The 16,261-nt window shown below is 67.7% G+C and carries 18 protein-coding genes; 17 read left to right on the forward strand and 1 reads right to left on the reverse strand.

The window, feature by feature from the left end; genetic code table 11:
- The first annotated feature begins 20 nt into the window (after positions 1 to 20).
- The 14 genes from ACSQ3N_RS10805 (at position 21) to ACSQ3N_RS10870 (ending at position 11,761) form a co-directional block, all read left to right on the forward strand.
- Complete coding sequence (locus tag ACSQ3N_RS10805; protein ID WP_436146224.1) at positions 21 to 980, forward strand: sulfonate ABC transporter substrate-binding protein; 960 nt, start codon at positions 21 to 23, stop codon at positions 978 to 980.
- Positions 981 to 1,152: 172 nt separating this feature from the next.
- Positions 1,153 to 1,362, forward strand: a complete 210-nt coding sequence (locus ACSQ3N_RS10810; protein WP_056168174.1) for a hypothetical protein — start codon at positions 1,153 to 1,155, stop codon at positions 1,360 to 1,362.
- A gap of 35 nt (positions 1,363 to 1,397) precedes the next feature.
- Positions 1,398 to 2,561: an FMNH2-dependent alkanesulfonate monooxygenase gene (gene ssuD / locus ACSQ3N_RS10815; protein ID WP_436146225.1), complete on the forward strand. Its 1,164-nt coding sequence runs from the start codon at positions 1,398 to 1,400 to the stop codon at positions 2,559 to 2,561.
- Positions 2,562 to 2,584: 23 nt separating this feature from the next.
- Positions 2,585 to 2,959 (forward strand): VOC family protein, encoded by a 375-nt coding sequence (locus ACSQ3N_RS10820; protein WP_056168179.1) that lies wholly within the window; start codon positions 2,585 to 2,587, stop codon positions 2,957 to 2,959.
- On the forward strand, positions 2,956 to 3,828 hold the full coding sequence (gene ssuC / locus ACSQ3N_RS10825; protein WP_436146226.1) for an aliphatic sulfonate ABC transporter permease SsuC: 873 nt from the start codon (positions 2,956 to 2,958) through the stop codon (positions 3,826 to 3,828). The genes ACSQ3N_RS10820 and ssuC overlap by 4 nt, the downstream gene beginning before the upstream one ends.
- 45 nt (positions 3,829 to 3,873) lie before the next feature.
- Positions 3,874 to 4,836, forward strand: a complete 963-nt coding sequence (locus ACSQ3N_RS10830) for an aliphatic sulfonate ABC transporter substrate-binding protein (protein WP_436146227.1) — start codon at positions 3,874 to 3,876, stop codon at positions 4,834 to 4,836.
- A 4-nt stretch (positions 4,837 to 4,840) separates the two neighbouring features.
- A complete protein-coding gene (locus ACSQ3N_RS10835) occupies positions 4,841 to 5,653 on the forward strand; it encodes an ATP-binding cassette domain-containing protein (protein WP_436146228.1) in 813 nt (270 codons plus the stop codon).
- Between the two features lie 89 nt (positions 5,654 to 5,742).
- Positions 5,743 to 5,958, forward strand: a complete 216-nt coding sequence (locus ACSQ3N_RS10840) for a TOBE domain-containing protein (protein ID WP_007857120.1) — start codon at positions 5,743 to 5,745, stop codon at positions 5,956 to 5,958.
- A 281-nt stretch (positions 5,959 to 6,239) separates the two neighbouring features.
- A complete protein-coding gene (locus ACSQ3N_RS10845) occupies positions 6,240 to 6,896 on the forward strand; it encodes a TetR/AcrR family transcriptional regulator (RefSeq protein WP_436146229.1) in 657 nt (218 codons plus the stop codon).
- Positions 6,897 to 7,002: 106 nt separating this feature from the next.
- Positions 7,003 to 8,004, forward strand: coding sequence for an NADP-dependent oxidoreductase (locus ACSQ3N_RS10850; RefSeq protein WP_436146230.1), 1,002 nt, complete (start codon positions 7,003 to 7,005; stop codon positions 8,002 to 8,004).
- An 88-nt stretch (positions 8,005 to 8,092) separates the two neighbouring features.
- The gene (locus ACSQ3N_RS10855; protein ID WP_436146231.1) at positions 8,093 to 8,800 is read left to right on the forward strand and encodes an SDR family oxidoreductase; all 708 of its coding nucleotides are present in this window, start codon (positions 8,093 to 8,095) and stop codon (positions 8,798 to 8,800) included.
- Positions 8,801 to 9,151: 351 nt separating this feature from the next.
- Entirely contained in the window at positions 9,152 to 9,367 is a 216-nt protein-coding gene (locus ACSQ3N_RS10860) for a TOBE domain-containing protein (protein ID WP_056168199.1), read from the forward strand.
- A 13-nt stretch (positions 9,368 to 9,380) separates the two neighbouring features.
- Positions 9,381 to 10,421: a Bug family tripartite tricarboxylate transporter substrate binding protein gene (locus tag ACSQ3N_RS10865; RefSeq protein WP_436146232.1), complete on the forward strand. Its 1,041-nt coding sequence runs from the start codon at positions 9,381 to 9,383 to the stop codon at positions 10,419 to 10,421.
- Positions 10,379 to 11,761: a sulfatase family protein gene (locus ACSQ3N_RS10870; RefSeq protein WP_436146233.1), complete on the forward strand. Its 1,383-nt coding sequence runs from the start codon at positions 10,379 to 10,381 to the stop codon at positions 11,759 to 11,761. The genes ACSQ3N_RS10865 and ACSQ3N_RS10870 overlap by 43 nt, the downstream gene beginning before the upstream one ends.
- Before the next feature lie 121 nt (positions 11,762 to 11,882).
- On the opposite strand, the gene ACSQ3N_RS10875 is transcribed toward ACSQ3N_RS10870, so the two are convergent.
- Complete coding sequence (locus ACSQ3N_RS10875) at positions 11,883 to 12,281, reverse strand: Fur family transcriptional regulator (protein WP_056421279.1); 399 nt, start codon at positions 12,279 to 12,281, stop codon at positions 11,883 to 11,885.
- A 261-nt stretch (positions 12,282 to 12,542) separates the two neighbouring features.
- Here ACSQ3N_RS10875 and ACSQ3N_RS10880 point away from each other — a divergent pair, with 261 nt between their 5' ends.
- Genes ACSQ3N_RS10880 through ACSQ3N_RS10890 form a run of 3 tightly spaced genes read left to right on the forward strand, consistent with a single transcriptional unit; the run spans position 12,543 to position 16,119 of the window.
- Positions 12,543 to 13,253, forward strand: a complete 711-nt coding sequence (locus tag ACSQ3N_RS10880) for an ABC transporter ATP-binding protein (protein WP_056168206.1) — start codon at positions 12,543 to 12,545, stop codon at positions 13,251 to 13,253.
- Positions 13,250 to 14,647, forward strand: a complete 1,398-nt coding sequence (locus ACSQ3N_RS10885; RefSeq protein ID WP_436146234.1) for an ABC transporter permease subunit — start codon at positions 13,250 to 13,252, stop codon at positions 14,645 to 14,647. The genes ACSQ3N_RS10880 and ACSQ3N_RS10885 overlap by 4 nt, the downstream gene beginning before the upstream one ends.
- Before the next feature lie 11 nt (positions 14,648 to 14,658).
- Positions 14,659 to 16,119 (forward strand): ABC transporter permease subunit, encoded by a 1,461-nt coding sequence (locus ACSQ3N_RS10890; RefSeq protein ID WP_436146235.1) that lies wholly within the window; start codon positions 14,659 to 14,661, stop codon positions 16,117 to 16,119.
- The last annotated feature ends 142 nt before the right edge of the window (positions 16,120 to 16,261 follow it).

Here is a 16,261-nt window from a genome sequence, read left to right on the forward strand (position 1 = left end):
TCCATTTTCAGAAGAACACCATGACGACTTCGATCTCCCTGTCCCGCCGCCGCCTCGTCCAGGGTGCGGCCAGCGCTGTCGCGCTGCCGGCCTTTGGCGCACTGGCGCAAACAACCCCGGCGCGTGAGTTCCGCATCGGCCACCAGAAGGGGTTTTTGAGCCTCCTCAAGGGCCGCGGCACGCTAGAGAAGCGCCTGACCCCGCTGGGTGTCTCCATCAAATGGACCGAGTTCACCGCCGGCCCTGTGCAGCTTGAAGCACTGAACGTCGGCTCCATCGACTTCGGCGACGTGGGCGAAGCCCCTCCGATCTTTGCGCAGGCTGCAGGTGCTCCGCTGGCCTATGTGGCGGCCACCGTGCCACGCCCCAAGGCGGAGAGCGTGCTGCTGCCCAAGGGCTCGCCGATCAAGACCGTGGCCGACCTCAAGGGCAAGAAGATTGCGCTCAACAAGGGTAGCAACGTGCATTACTTCCTGGTCAAACTTTTGGAGAAGCACGGCCTGAAGTACAGCGATGTGAATGTGGCCTTTCTGCCGCCCGCGGATGCGCGCGCCGCTTTTGAAAAAGGCTCTGTGGACGCCTGGGTGATCTGGGACCCGTTCGCCGCCGCGGCCGAAAAGACGCTGGACGCCCGCCTTCTGGCCGACGCCACGGGCGTGGTGGGCAACCGCGCGTATTACTTCTCGTCGCTGCAGTATGCGGACAAGAACACCGATGTGCTGCGCATCGCGATCGAAGAGATCAACAAGATCGACATCTGGGCCAAGGTCAACCGCGACCTGCTGGCGGCCGAACTGGCCCCGCTGTTCGGCATCCCCAAGGCCGTGCTCGATTTGTCCACGTCGCGCGCCGAGTACGGCACCGGCCCGGTCACCCCCGAGATCCTGGCCGAGCAGCAAAAGATTGCCGACACCTTCTTCAACCTGAAGCTGATCCCCAAGCGCATCCAGGTGCGCGATGTGGCGCGCTCGCCGTGGTAGAGGGTGCACCCCCTGAGTCGCTTCGCGCCTTCCCCCTCTCTCGCTGCGCGGGAGGGGGACGCACCCGGTGGCCTGGCAGAGCCAGTTCCACGGGTGCACTGGCCTGGGCCGCGCCAGTTTTCAACGCCATGCGTCACACAGTCCGCCGCAATTGAAACCAAGGAGCCCTGACATGCCCACCGCTTCCGCTAACCCTGTCCACGACGCAGCGCGCCGCGTGCTGCGCACCACGGCCAACGCCTGGCGCCTGAAGGCACCGGCGCGCAGGCCGGTCCGTACGCGCAGGCGTGTGCAGGCCGATGTGGCGGCGGGCGGCATGCGGGCTTGTCCATTGCGTTTCGGCTTTTCGCTGGCGGGCTACGGCCTGGCCTTCTCTTACTGATCCCCTCACGGCACACGTTCAAGGCACGCGACGATATGAAGATCTTCTGGTTCATCCCTACCCACGGCGACAGCCGTTACCTTGGCACGGCCAAGGGCGCACGCCAGCTCAGCCTCGAATACCTGCAGCAGGTGGCAGTGGCCGCCGACAGCCTGGGCTACGAAGGCGTGCTCATCCCCACCGGCCGTTCGTGCGAAGACCCGTGGGTGATCGCGTCGAGCCTGCTGGCGGTCACCAAAAAGCTCAAGTTCCTGGTCGCCGTGCGCCCCGGCCTGCACCAGCCCGCGTTGGCCGCCCGCATGGCCGCCACGTTTGACCGGCTCTCCGGCGGGCGCCTGCTGGTCAATCTGGTGACGGGTGGCGACCGGGCCGAGCTGGAAGGCGACGGCGTGTTCCTGGACCACGCCACGCGCTACGAGCAGTCGGCCGAGTTCATCCGCATCTGGCGCGAGATCCTCACGCGCAGCCACCGGGGCGAAAGCTTCGACTACGAAGGCAAGCACCTGTCGGTCAAGGGCGCCAAGCTGCTGTTCCCGCCGCTGCAGGAGCCGCACCCGCCGGTGTACTTCGGCGGCTCGTCCGACGCTGCGCACGACCTGGCGGCCGAGCAGGTCGAGACCTACCTCACCTGGGGCGAGCCCCCGGCCGAGGTCGCCAAGAAGGTGGCCGACGTGCGCGCCCGGGCCGCCAAGCACGGCCGCACCGTGAAGTTCGGCATCCGCCTGCACGTCATCGTGCGCGAGACCGAGGCGCAGGCCTGGGCCGCAGCCGAAGAGCTCATCAGCCATGTGGACGACGAAACCGTGGCACGCGCCCAGTCGGTCTTTGCGCGCATGGACTCCGAAGGCCAGCGCCGCATGGCCGCGCTGCATGCCGGGGGCGTGAAGCGCAGCCGCGCAGATCTGGAGATCAGCCCCAACCTGTGGGCGGGCGTGGGCCTGGTGCGCGGTGGCGCGGGCACCGCCCTGGTGGGCGACCCTGAGACGGTGGCCGCGCGCATCACGGAATACGCAGACTTGGGGCTCGACCACTTCGTGCTGTCGGGTTACCCCCATCTCGAAGAAGCCTACCGCTTTGCCGAGCTGGTGTTCCCGCTGCTGCCGCTGGCCGTGCGCGAGAAGCTCACCGGCGGCAACCCGCTGGGTCCTTTCGGCGAAACCGTGGCCAACGACTTCGTGCCACGCGCTTCGCAAAGCTGAACGCACCGACGAGGAGCCACGCCATGAGCATCCAGTCCATCAACCACGTGCAGCTGGCCTTTCCGGCCGGTGCCGAGGCGCCCATCCGGCGCTTTTACGCCAGCCTGCTGGGCCTGCCCGAGGTGCGCCTGCAGGCGGGCAACACGCTGCGCTTTGCCGCGGGCACCCAGCGCATCGACCTGGTGCCCACCGAGCACTGGCAGCCCGCGCCCGCGGTGTCGCACCTGGCATTCGAAGTGCAGGACCTGCCGGCCCTGCGCCACCGCCTGCTGCAGGCCGACCTTCCGCTGGTGGAGAACCGCGCGCTGCCCGGCTATCTGCGCTTTTACGTCAAGGACCCGGCCGGTAACCAGCTGGAGTTTCTAGAGCCCGATCACGAACAGGAAATCACCCCATGACCCCAACCCAGACCGTCCGCGAGCTGCAGGTATCGCCTGTGGCCGATTCCGTCGATCTGCCGATCGACAAGCCCGTGCTGCCTGCAGCGCTGTCCCGCTTCCTGTCCGGCCTGCTGCAGCGCCTGCTGCCCTGGGCCGTGCCCGTGGGGCTCATCGTGCTGTGGCAGATCGCCTCGTCGCAGGGCTGGCTCTCCACCCGCGTGCTGCCGGCGCCGCTCGAAGTCATCAAGGCCGCGTGGACGCTCACCGTGTCGGGCGAGCTGTGGACCCACGTCAAGGTGAGCGCGGGCCGCGCGCTGGCAGGCCTGGCCATCGGCGGCGGGCTGGGCCTGCTGCTGGGCCTGCTCACCGGCTCGGTGCGCTTGTTCGAGACCCTGCTCGACTCCACTATCCAGATGGTGCGCAACATCCCGGCGCTGGCGCTGATTCCGCTGGTGATCCTGTGGTTCGGCATCGACGAATCGGCCAAGCTGTTCCTCATCAGCGTGTCGGTGTTCTTCCCGATCTACCTCAACACCTTCCACGGCATCCGCAACGTGGACCCGGGTCTGATCGAGATGGGGCGCACCTATGGCCTCGGCCGTTGGCAGCTGTACAAACAGATCATCCTGCCCGGCGCGCTCTCCAGCATTCTGGTGGGCCTGCGCTTCTCGCTGGGCCTGATGTGGGTGATCCTGATCGTGGCCGAGACCATCTCGGCGCAGGCGGGCATCGGCTACCTCACGATGAACGCCCGCGAGTTTTTGCAGACCGACATCGTGCTGGTCGGCATCCTGCTGTACGCACTGCTGGGCAAGCTGGCCGACCTGTTCGCCAAGGGCCTGGAGCGCTACTGGCTGCGTTGGCATCCGGGCTACCAGACGCCGTAAGGCGCACTGCAGCCCGACCCTCCATTCCAAGAATTGCGGACCACCATGACCACCTCTTTCAACCTTCACCGGCGCACCGTGCTGGGTGCCATCGCCGCGTTGTCGAGCGGTTTGGCCGCCGCGCAGGGCAAGCCTGAAACCTTGCGCATCGGACTTCAAAAGTCATCGACGCTCACCACCATCCTGCGCACGCGCGGCACGCTGGAGCAGTTGCTCGCGCCGCTCAACGTCAAGGTGACGTGGCACGAGTTCACCAGCGGCCTGCCGCTGCTCGAAGCGCTGAACCTGGGCAACATCGATGTGAGTGCCGACGTGGCCGACACCGTGCCGGTGTTCGCCCAGGCAGCGGGCGCCAACCTGACCTTCGTGGCGCAGGAATCGCCTTCGCCGTCGGCCCAGGCCATCGTGGTGCGCGCCGACTCGCCCATCAAGACCGTGGCCGAGCTCAAGGGCAAGAAGATCGGTTTTGCCAAGGCCGCCGGCGTGCATTTCTTGCTGATCGCTGCGCTGGAAAAGTCCGGCCTGTCGTTCAAGGACATCGAGCCTGCGTACCTGACCCCCGCGGATGGCCGCGCCGCCTTCGAGCGCGGCGCCATCGACGCCTGGGTGGTGTGGGACCCGTTCCTTGCCGCCGTGCAAAAGCAGTCCGCCGTGCGCGTGCTGGCCGACGGGCGCGACCTGGCCTCCTACCAGCGCTACTACCTGGCCGGCACCCCGTTTGCCCAGGCGCGGCCCGACGTGCTGCGCGTGTTCTTCAACGAGCTGCAAAAGGCCGGCGTGTGGGTCAAGCAAAGCCCCAAGGACGCGGCCGCGCTGCTGGCGCCCGTGTGGGGGCTGGATGCGGGCGTGATCGAGCTGGCCAACAGCCGCCGCAGCTACGAGGTGCGGGCGGTGGTGCCCGCTGCACTGACCGAACAACAACGCATCGCCGATGCCTTCTTTGCCGAAAAGCTGCTGCCCAAGCGCGTGAACGCGCTGGACGTGCCGCTGTTCAAGACCGGAGCCTGACACCATGACCCAGACGACCAACACCCCCGCCGCGCAAGGCGTGCGCCTGGAAGTGCGCGGCGTGGACAAGCGCTATGGCGCGCGCGACGTGCTCAAGAAGACCGAACTCGTGATCGAGCCCGGCCAGTTCGTGGCCATCGTGGGCCGCAGCGGCTGCGGCAAGAGCACGCTGCTGCGGCTGGTGGCGGGGCTCGAATCCGTCTCGGGCGGCGCGATCCGCCTCGATGGCAAGGACGTGGCCGGGCTCAGCGACGACACCCGCATCATGTTCCAGGACTCGCGCCTCTTGCCCTGGAAGCGCGTGGCCGACAACGTGGCCCTGGGCCTGCCGCCTGCGCGGCGCGGCGCCGCCGCCGACGTGCTGGCCCGCGTGGGCCTGGGGGACCGCCTGACCGAGTGGCCCGCGCGCCTGTCCGGCGGCCAGCGCCAGCGCGTAGCCCTGGCCCGTGCCCTGGTGCACAACCCGCGCCTGCTGCTGCTGGACGAGCCTCTGGGCGCGCTCGATGCGCTGACCCGCATCGAGATGCACCGCCTCATCGAAGGCCTGTGGCGCAGCAGCGGCTTCACCGCGCTGCTGGTGACCCACGATGTGCAGGAGGCCGTGGCCCTGGCCGACCGTGTGATCCTGATCGAGGACGGCCAGATCGCGCTGGACCAGCGCATCGACCTGCCGCGCCCCCGGTCGCACGGCGACGCTGCCTTTGCCGCCATCGAAAAACGCATCCTGGACCGCGTGCTGCAAAAGCCCGACGGCGAGCCGGCGCACGAAGCGCCGTGGCCCGGCGTGCCTGCGCATGGTCTGCGCTGGGCGGTCTAGCCGTTTCTAGGGCCTGCTGCCTTTCGCTGCTTTCTTCCTGTCTTCTGTCATTCCTTTCTTCGCCCTACGGCCCCATCAAGGAGAACCCCATGTCCATCCAAGCCATCAACGTCCGCAACCAGTTCAAAGGCAAAGTCCGCGAGATCGTGCGCGGCGATGTCGTCTCCGAGGTCGATGTCGAAACCCCCTGGGGCATCGTCACGTCGGTCATCACCACGCGCTCGGTGGACGAGCTGGCCCTGGTCGTGGGCTCCGACGTGGTGGCGCTGGTGAAGTCGACCGAGGTATCCATCGCCAAGCTGTGATGGATTTTGATAAAAATATGCCTCTACCGCTTGCTGGTAGAGCGCTGGCAGCTATAAAAAATATAGCGTTTGCATATTGACCCGGCGGCGCTGCCCACAGTGCGGCTCGCTCCCCAGGCCCTCTCGCAGGGCCTGATCCTTTTCGTACCCGCTAGCGCGATGAAAGGGTGCTTAGGCGCATGGATGCGCTGAATTCCACGGGCTTACCGACTGTCCGACTGGCCTAGCCAGTACCGTGAGCGTTCGACATCTCAAGGTTGCGGCACTCAACGTTATATCTTATGATGGATGTCATGCGAAAATCCACACCCAACGCCAGAGCCGCCGCCAAGGAGGCCACGCACGAGCGCATCGTGTCGGTGGCCTCGCGCGCGATCCGGCGCGAGGGCTACCACGGCACGGGCGTGGCGGACATCATGAAAGAGGCGGGCCTGACGCACGGCGCCTTCTATGCGCACTTCGACTCCCGCGAGGCCATGCTGGCCGAGGCCGCTGCCAAGGCATGCACCGAATCCGCAGCGCTGGCGGCCGGTGCCGCGGCCGGCGAGCCGTCGCCCCGCGCGCTGGCCGCCATGCTCTCGGCCTACTTGTCGCGCCAACATGTCGAGAGTGTCGAGATGGGCTGCCCCCTGGCGGCCCTGGGCTCGGAGACATCGCGCCAGGCACCCGAGGTGCGCCGCGTGGCCACCCGGCATATCAAGGAAATGGTCGATCTCATCGGGCGCCAGTCGCCGCAGTGGGGCCAGCCCGCAGCCCACGAACAGGCGCTCGTCACCATGGCCACGATGGTGGGTGCGCTGGTGCTGTCCCGCGCGGTGGACGAGCCCGCGCTGTCGGACTGCCTGCGCGAGGCCGCGCTCAAGCACCTGATACAGCTGACGAACTCGACGCACGCTGCAGACGCTGCACCTGCCACGCCGCCCGGCGCGCCCGGCTGACTTCCCCAGTGGCGCGCTTTTTTTTGCCTTTACATATGATGATCATCATGCGAATTTGCTTGCGATCTGCACCGCCTAGTGTTGTGCCTTTTACTCAGGAAGCCCCATGAAAGCCTTTGTCCTCGACCGCTACGCCAAGCAGGGCCCACTGCGGCACGCCGATGTCCCCGCGCCGGACCTGCGCGACGACGAGGTGCTGGTGGCGGTGCATGCCGCCGGCGTGAACCTGCTCGACGCCAAGATCCGCAGCGGCGAGTTCAAGCTCATCCTGCAGTACGCCATGCCGCTGGTGCTAGGGCACGACGTGGCGGGCGTGGTGGTGCGGGTGGGGACGCGCGTGCAGCAGTTCCAGCCGGGCGACGAGGTCTACGCCCGGGCAGACGATTTCCGCATCGGCACCTTTGCAGAACTCATCGCCGTCAAGGCATCGTCGGTGGCCCGCAAGCCCCGCGGCCTGACGATGGAAGAGGCCGCATCGATCCCGCTGGTGGGGCTCACGGCCTGGCAGGCGCTGGTGGAAAAAGCCCAACTGAAAAAAGGCCAGAAGGTCTTCATCCAGGCCGGGTCCGGCGGGGTGGGCACCTTTGCCATCCAGCTGGCCAAGCACCTGGGCGCCACCGTCGCCACCACGGCCAGCGCGGGCAATGCGGCGCTGGTCCACAGCCTGGGCGCCGATGTCGTCATCGACTACAAGACGCAGGACTTCGAAGAGGTGCTGCGCGACTACGACGTGGTGCTGCACAGCCAGGATGGCAAGGCGCTGGCGAAGTCGCTGCGCGTGCTCAAGCCCGGCGGCCAGGTGGTCTCGATCTCCGGGCCGCCCGACCCGGCATTCGGCCAGGCCATTCGCGCCCCCGGCTTTGTGCGGCTGGTGATGCGCCTGCTGAGCGCGGGCACCCGGCGCCGCGCCAAGGCACTGGGCGTGGGCTACTCGTTCCTCTTCATGCGGGCGCACGGCGCGCAGCTGCAGGAGATCACGCGCCTTGTCGAAGCGGGCGCCATCCGCCCGGTGGTCGACAAAGTCTTTCCGTTCAGCGCCACCAACGACGCCCTGGCCTATGTGGAATCGGGCCGTGCCAAGGGCAAGGTCGTCATCCAGGTGGTGTGAGCCAGCAGGCCGCTGCACATCCTTTTTCTCACGCCGTCAGTCCCCACCCAACGTCCCATCCGTTCCACCTGTCCCTCTGGAGATTTTCATGAAGATCGAAAACGCTGTCGTCCTCATCACCGGTGCCAACCGCGGCATCGGCCTGGCATTTGCCCGCGAGTTGCTCGCCCGCGGCGCACGCAAGGTCTACGCCGGTGCGCGCGACCCCGCCACCGTCGCGTCCCAGCCTGGGGTGCAGGCCCTGCGCCTGGACGTCAACAACCCCGCCGACGTGGCCGCTGCGGCCGCCGCCGCGCCCGATGTGACGCTGGTCATCAACAACGCCGGCATCGCCCAGCCCGGCGGCTTCATGGACGCCGACAGCGAAGAGGTGGCCCGCCGCATCTTCGACACCAACTTCTTTGCCGTGCTGCGCGTGAGCAAGGCCTTTGCACCCATCCTCGCGGCCAACGGCGGTGGGGCGCTGCTCAACGTGCTGTCGGTGGCATCGTGGGTCAATGGCGGCGAGCTGGCGGCGTATTCGGCCAGCAAGTCCGCCGCCTGGTCGCTGACCAACGCGCTGCGCCACGAACTGGCGGCGCAAAAGACGCAGGTGCTGGGCCTGCACATGGCCTATGTCGATACCGACCTGACGCGCGGCTTCGACGTCCCCAAGTCGAGCCCGGAGCAGATCGTGCAGCGCGCGCTGGATGGCTTGGCTGCCGGTGCGGACGAAGTGCTGGCCGATGAGCTCACGCAGCACGTCAAGCTGTCGATGACGGCCACGCGGCCGAGCTACCTGCCGCAGCCCGCCTGAGACACCAGCGACTTCCCCGGCTGAACCGGCCGCTTCCATTCGTCCCGCCAGATTGCAAGGTCTGGCGGGGCGGCTGCGTTTGGCAGCGGCCATCGGGTGGTGCGGCCTGGATGCCGGGGCACTTCCACGGCCCGCGCTTATGCCGTGGTGGCTGCAACTCATGCCCCATACATCTAAGTCAAAGCTTATGAGTAATGACCATTTATTCGTATAAGAAACTTAATTTACATTGCTTCTGGTTGTTTAGTTTTGTGGATGCACGGCAGGTTGCCCGGTGCGACAGATCGTTGTCGACACGGGCCTCCGCCCCAGCATCCGCCCATTTTTTTCCTATCTTCCAGGAGCCTTTTCATGTCCATCCAAGCCATCAACGTCCGCAACCAGTTCAAGGGCAAAGTGCGCGAGATCATTCGCGGCGACGTCGTCTCCGAAGTCGATGTCGAAACCCCCTGGGGCATCGTCACGTCGGTCATCACCACCCGCTCGGTGGACGACCTGGCCCTGGTCGTGGGCTCCGATGTGGTGGCCCTCGTCAAGTCCACCGAAGTCTCCATCGCCAAGCTCTGATCCGGAAGCAGCCATGACCGCGACACGGACTTCGCCATCGTCGACAGAGTTTTCGCGCCAGCGGCGCACGCTGCTGGGCCGCGCTGCGGCCAGCGTGTGCGCGCTGGCCTGTGGTGTGGGCGGTGCCCCGGCGGTATGGGCCCAGGCGACGGCGGTGCCCGAGTCTTCGCGCATCCTGGTCGGCTTTGGCGCGGGCGGCGGCATCGACCTGCTGGCCCGCGTGCTGGCCGAGCGCATCCCCGCGCACCTGGGCGGCAAGCACAACATCATCGTGGACAACCGGCCCGGTGCCGGCGGCCAGATCGCGGCGCAGGCACTGCTGTCGGCGCCTGCGGATGGCACCACTTTTCTGATCGCCCCGCTGATCACGCCGGTGCTTTCGCAGATCGTCTACAAGAAGCCGGGTTACGACCCGGCCAAGGATTTCACGCCGGTGGGTCTGCTCGCGCACTTCCAGTTTGCGCTGGCCGTGCCGGCCAACCACCCGGCGCGCAACGTGGCCGAGTTCGTGGCCTGGCTCAAGGCCCACCCCGACCGCGCCAACTTCGGCAGCCCCGCAGCCGGCAGCCTGCCGCATTTCTTCGGACTGCTGCTGGGCGGCGCGGCGCAGATCGACATCGTGCACATCGCCTACAAGGGCGGCGGGCCCATGCTGTCGGACCTGGCGGGCGGGCAGATCAGCTCGGCCATCCAGACCACCACCGAGCTGCTGCCGCTGCACAAGCAGGGCAAGATCCGCATCCTGGGCACCTTCTCGGAAAAGCGCACGCGCGAACTGCCCGATGTGCCCACCTTCGCCGAGTCCGGCTACCCCAAGGCCGTTGGCAGCGGCTGGTACAGCCTGTGGGCCCGCAGCGGCACGCCGGCAGCCACCGTCACCGCTTTCAACCGTGCGCTCAACAAGGCGCTGGCAGACCCGGTGGTCAAGGCACGGCTCGACGAGATCGCGCTCGACCCGGACCCGCGCACGCCGCAAGCCCTGGAGCAACTGCGCGTGGCCGAGATCGCCAAATGGCGGCCGGTGATCGAGTCGTCCGGGTTCTGGGCGGATTGACCGTGGCCCAGGCTCCCAACATCGTTTTCATCCTGGCCGACGACCTGGGCTGGGCGGACCTGGGCGTCTACGGCGCCACGGACTTCGCCACGCCCCACCTGGACCGCCTGGCCGGGCAGGGTGTGCGCTTCACGCAGGCCTACGCCAATTCGGCCGTGTGCTCGGCCACGCGCATCGCGCTCATCACCGGCCGCTACCAGTACCGGCTGCGCGCGGGGCTGGAAGAGCCCATCGCCTTGCGCGACACCGGCCTGGGCCTGCCGCCGGAGCACCCCACGCTGCCGTCGCTGCTGAAAGCCGCGGGGTACGCCACCGCGCTCATCGGCAAGTGGCACCTGGGCTTGCCGCCGCAGTACGGGCCGTTGCAGAGCGGCTACGACCGCTTCTTCGGCAACCTGCACGGCGCCATCGACTACTTCACGCACAAGCCGGGCGTGGGCGACGACGTGGCGCGCGACCTGTGGGAGAACGAGGTGCCTGTGGAACGCGCCGGCTACTACACCCAGGTGCTGGCCGACGAGGCCACGGCGTACATCAACGCCCGCGCAGGGAAGGGTGCCGAAGAACGCAAGCCGTTCTTCCTGTCGCTGCACTTCACCGCGCCGCACTGGCCCTGGGAAGGGCCGGGCGACGAGGCCGTGGCGCACCAGATCAAGAGCCTGTTCCACTACGACGGCGGCAGCCTGCGCAAGTACGGCGAGATCGTCGAAGCGCTCGATGCCGCGGTGGGCCAGGTGCTGGCGGCGCTCCATGATGTGGGCGAGGCCGACAACACCATCGTCGTCTTCACCAGCGACAACGGCGGCGAGCGCTTTTCCAAGACCTGGCCTTTCACCGGCCAGAAGACCGAGCTGCTCGAAGGCGGCCTGCGCGTGCCCACGCTCTTGCGCTGGTCCGCACGCATCGCGCCGCAGGTGCAGCACCAGGTCACCGCATCGATGGACTGGCTGCCCACGCTGCTGGCCGCTGCTGGGTTGTCGCCGCATGCGGACTACCCGAGCGATGGCGAGAACATCCTGCCGGTGCTGCAAGGCGCTGCGCCCGTGCACCCGCGCACGCTGTACTGGCGCTACAAGGCGCAGGCCCAGCGCGCGGTGCGCGACGGCAACTGGAAGTACCTCAAGGTCAATGACAACGAGTTTTTGTTCGACGTGGCCGAGGACGAACGCGAACGCGCCAACCTGCGCGATCTTGAGCCCGCGGTCTTCGCGCGCCTGAAGACGCAGTGGGCCGCGTGGGACGCGCAGTTCTTGCCCATCACCGACGACGTCTACACCCATGGCGTGACGCCCGACATCCAGGCCGACCGCTACGTGCCGCACCGGCTCACGCGGGGATAGCCTCAGGTCGCAGCGCAGCCTCACGCGTTGCGGCGGTGCCAGAAGAAAAGGCGAGCCACGGCTCGCCTTTTTGCGTTCTGGTCAGTAGCCCGATACGCACCAAACGCCTACCGCCCGCTGCCTACCGCTTGGCGCGAGCCCGCGCAGGCACCGGCGCGCAATCCGCACACCGCCCGTACAGCGTCAGCTCGTGCCGCTCCACGGTGAAGCCCTTGGGCGCCAGGTTGCGCAGGTCGCCGGGGCACTCGTGCACGTCGAACACCCGCGAGCACACCGTGCATTGAAAGTGATGGTGGTGGTCGTGCGCGGACGACTCGTACCGCGGGCTCTCGCCCGGCAGGTTCACCACCTGCACCGACCCGTCTTCCACCAGCGCCTTGATGTTGCGGTAGACCGTCGCCAGGCCCAGGCCCTGCACGCTCTCCCGCGCGCTGTCCAGCACCTCCTGCGGCGTCAGCGGGCGGTGCGCGTCCGCGATGGCGGCGTGGATGGCGGTGCGTTGCTTGGTGGATCGTTCCATCGGGGAAAACAGGGTGGCGTGGGGCAGGGGAATGCGAATTATCGGTGACGGCACTCCCTGCAGCCCGCGATGCCGGGCGTGTGGTTTCTTGTGCGGGCCACCGGATGGGTTCTTTTTGATATCAATAATGCATTATCATTAAAGACTGATCTGGCATCGCCAGGTTTTTGCGCGCCGATCGCTGGCTGCCCTTGTGCCCCTGTGCCTCGGTGCAGAAACCAGCCTGCCTCCCTTTCCCGCGCCTGACTGGAGAACCTCCCCGTGCTCGAAGCCATCGGCCTGACCAAACGCTACGGCGACCACACCGCCCTGCACCCGCTCGACCTGTGCATTCGCCCGGGCGAAATCTATTGCCTGCTGGGCGCCAACGGCGCGGGCAAGACGACCACCGTCAACCTGTTCCTCAACTTCATCGACCCCGACGGAGGGCAGGCGCTGATCCACGGCGTGGACGTGACGCGCGAGCCTGTGGCCACCAAGCAGTACCTGGCCTACATCCCCGAGCAGGTGAACCTGTACGGCACGCTGACCGGGCTGGAGAACCTGCGCTATTTCGCGGCGCTGGCCCTGGGCGAGCCGCCGCCGCGCACGCGCCTGCTGGAGCTGATGGCCCAGGTGGGGCTCGACGCCGGCGCGGCCGACAAGCGGGTGGCCGCGTATTCCAAAGGCATGCGCCAGAAGATCTGGATCGCCGTGGCGCTGGCCAAGGACGCCAAGGCGCTGCTGCTGGACGAGCCCACATCGGGGCTCGATCCGCATGCCGCGGCCGAGTTCACCACGCTGCTGCAGCGTGCCAGCGACGCGGGCGTGGCCATCCTGGCCACCACGCACGACCTGTTCCACGCCAAGCAGACGGCCACGCGCATCGGCATCATGAAACAGGGGCGCCTGGTCGAGAGCCTGGACAGCCAGCAGATCAGCGACACCGACCTGCAGGCCCTGTACCTGCGGCACATGCGGGGCGGCCAATGATCTGGCTGATTGCCTTCAAGGACCTGCGCGAGCGCCTGCGCGACGGGCGGCTGTACTGGGCCGGCGGCATGGTCATGCTGCTGCTGTTCACCGCGCTGGCGGTGGGCTACGGTCACCAGAAAGAGGCACGCGCAGAGCAGGCCGCGGCCCAGAACTCCGACTACCAGGACTGGCTCAAGCAGGGCGCACGCCACCCGCACGACGCGGCGCACCAGGGCATGCACGCCTTCAAGCCCGACGCGGCGCTGGCGCTGCTCGACCCCGGCATCAACCCCTACATCGGCAGCACCGTGTGGCTGCAGGCGCACCGGCAAAGCGAGGTGAAGTTTCGCCCCGCGCAGGACGCCACCGGTCTGCAGCGCTTTGGCGATTTGTCGGTGGGCTGGATCCTGCAGGTGCTGGGCCCCTTGCTGGTGGTGGTGCTGGGTTTCAACGCCTTTGCGGGCGAGCGCGAACAGGGCATCCTGCGCCAGACGCTGAGCCTGGGCGTGCCGCCGCTGCGCCTGCTGTGGGGCAAGGCGGCGGCTTTGGGCCTGGGCCTGGCAGCGCTGCTGCTGCCGGCCGCGTTGATCGCGGCGGCGGTGGTGGCCCTGTCTGTCGCCAGTGGCGAACGCGGCGACGCCTTGCTGCGCTTTGCAGGCCTGGCACTGGGCTATGCGCTGTACCTGGCGATCTTCGTGTTCGTCACGCTCGGTGTGTCGGCCGCATCGCGCACCTCGCGCGTGGCCATCACCGTGCTGCTGGCGCTGTGGATCGCCAACACCGTGGTGGCGCCGCGCGTGATGTCCGAGCTGTCGCGCGCCGTGTTCCCCAGCCCGACGCGGCTCGAGTTCAACCAGGCGCTGGACGCCGACCGCAAGGCGACTTCCGACAAGGTCTGGATGCAGGCCTTCGGCACCACCGAGCGCTGGAGCCGCGATGTGCCCCTGAACAAATGGGGCATTGCGCTCAAGCTCGACGACCAGTCCAGCTACGCCGTGTACGACCGCCACTTCGGGCGGCTGTGGGACACCTGGGAGAACCAGCAGGCGGTGCAGGAGGCCGGTGGCCTGCTGATGCCGCTGCTGGCCATACGCACCTTCTCCACCGCCATGGCGGGCACCGACTTCGTGCACCACCGTGACTTCACCACCGCTGCGGAGCGCCACCGCCGCGTCATCCAGGACATCGTGAGCCAGGACCTGGTGGAGCACGCCGACCCGCTGGGCCACCAGCACTTTGCCTACCAGGCCAGCCCGTCGCTGTGGGCGCGCGTGCCGGCTTTTGAATACCACGCGCCCTCCGTGGGCTGGGCGCTGGCCCGCAGCGGTACGAGCCTGGCGGTGCTGTGCGCCAGCCTGGCGCTCGCCGTCGCATTCGCCTGGGCTGCCGTGGGGCGCCAGCGGGCGCTGTAAGGAAACCATCCGTGCAAGCATTTCAGTTCCAACGATTTCGCATGGTCGCCCGGCAGGAGCTGCGCCTGCTGCTCAAGGAGCGCAGCCTCTGGTGGGTGGGTGGCCTGTTCCTGCTGCTCATCGGCTATGCGCTCTTCAACGGCGTGCTGCAGACCACGCAGCGCGACAGCGCGCAGGCGGCCCTGGTGGCGGCCGATGGGCAGGCGCGCGCCGGCCAGCTGGCGCAACTCCAGCGCATCATGGCGGGCACCGAAACCCCCACGCCGTTCGGCAACCCGGCCAACCCCGCCAACATGGCCGGCGGCCTGGGCGCGCACTACGCCGTCATGCCCAGCGCCGCGCTGGCGCCGGTGGCCCTGGGGCAGACCGACCTGTTCCCGTCGCAGTTCAAGGTCACGCACCAGAGCAAGGTCAACTTCCTGCACAACAACGACATCGAGAACCCCTGGCACCTGCTCAGCGGGCACTTCGACCTGGCGTTCGTGGTGGTGTACCTGCTCCCGCTGCTGATCTTCGCGCTCAGCTACAACCTGCTGTCCGGCGAGAAGGAAGACGGCACCTTGCGCCTGCTGCTCTCGCAGCCGCTGGCCTTGCCGACGCTGATTGCCGGCAAGATCGCGGTGCGCGCCGCGGTGCTGCTGGGCGCCGCCGTGCTGGTGCCGCTGGCGGTGCTGCTGGTGGCGCGCCCGCAGGCCCTGGCCCTGCCCGGCGCCACGCTGTGGTGGGCGCTGGTGGTGGGGGCGTATGCGCTCTTCTGGTTCACCGCGGTGGTGGCGGTCAATGCCTTCGGCCGGTCTTCGGCCACCAATGCGATGGTGCTCATCATCGGCTGGGTGGTGCTGGTGCTCGTGGTGCCGGTGCTGCTGAACATCGCGGTCACGCACACCAGCCCGGCGCCCTCGCGCGCTGAGCTGGCCACCCGCACCCGCGTGGTCACCGCGCAGGCCATGTCGCAGAACGCCGCGCTGCTGGCCACCGACTACGAGCATGTGGACAAGCCCGACGTGCTGGTGCCCAAGGACGGCCGCCTGGCCATGAGCGGGCGGGCCATGGCCAACTACCGCATCCAGCGCCAGGTGGACGACACGCTGCAGCCCGAGCTGGACCGCTTCGATGCGCAGCAGGCGCAACAACAGGCGCTGGTGGCGCGCTGGAGCGCCGTGTCGCCTGCGGCCGTGGCGTACGAGGGCATCACCGCGCTGGCGGGCACGGGGCACAGCCGCAACGCCTGGTTCATGGCGCAGATCACGGCCTACCACCAGGCGTGGAAGGACTTCTTCTTTCCCCGCATCGACGGCGGCCTGGCCATCACCGAGGCGGACTTCGCGCACATCCCCGCCTTTGCATGGCGCGACGAAGCGCCGGGCACTGTGCAGGCCCAGGCCGCGCGGGCCGTGCTGCAGCTGCTGCTGCCCACCCTGGTGCTGCTGGGCGTAGCGCTCTGGCGCCTGCGCCGCTACCGCTTGGTTTAGAGCGGATGAAAAACTCTTCTGGCGTTGTTGCTGCGTCTTGTCGTACTAGTCGTACTGCCTGCGACGCAGCGCCTAGCCAGAACCGCTTCGCTGAGTTTTTCAGCCGCTCTTAGCCCCCGATCCCTTGACACCCACCCATCCA

It is taken from the genome of Acidovorax sp. LjRoot194, assembly GCF_964253015.1.
Taxonomy (GTDB): domain Bacteria; phylum Pseudomonadota; class Gammaproteobacteria; order Burkholderiales; family Burkholderiaceae_C; genus Acidovorax.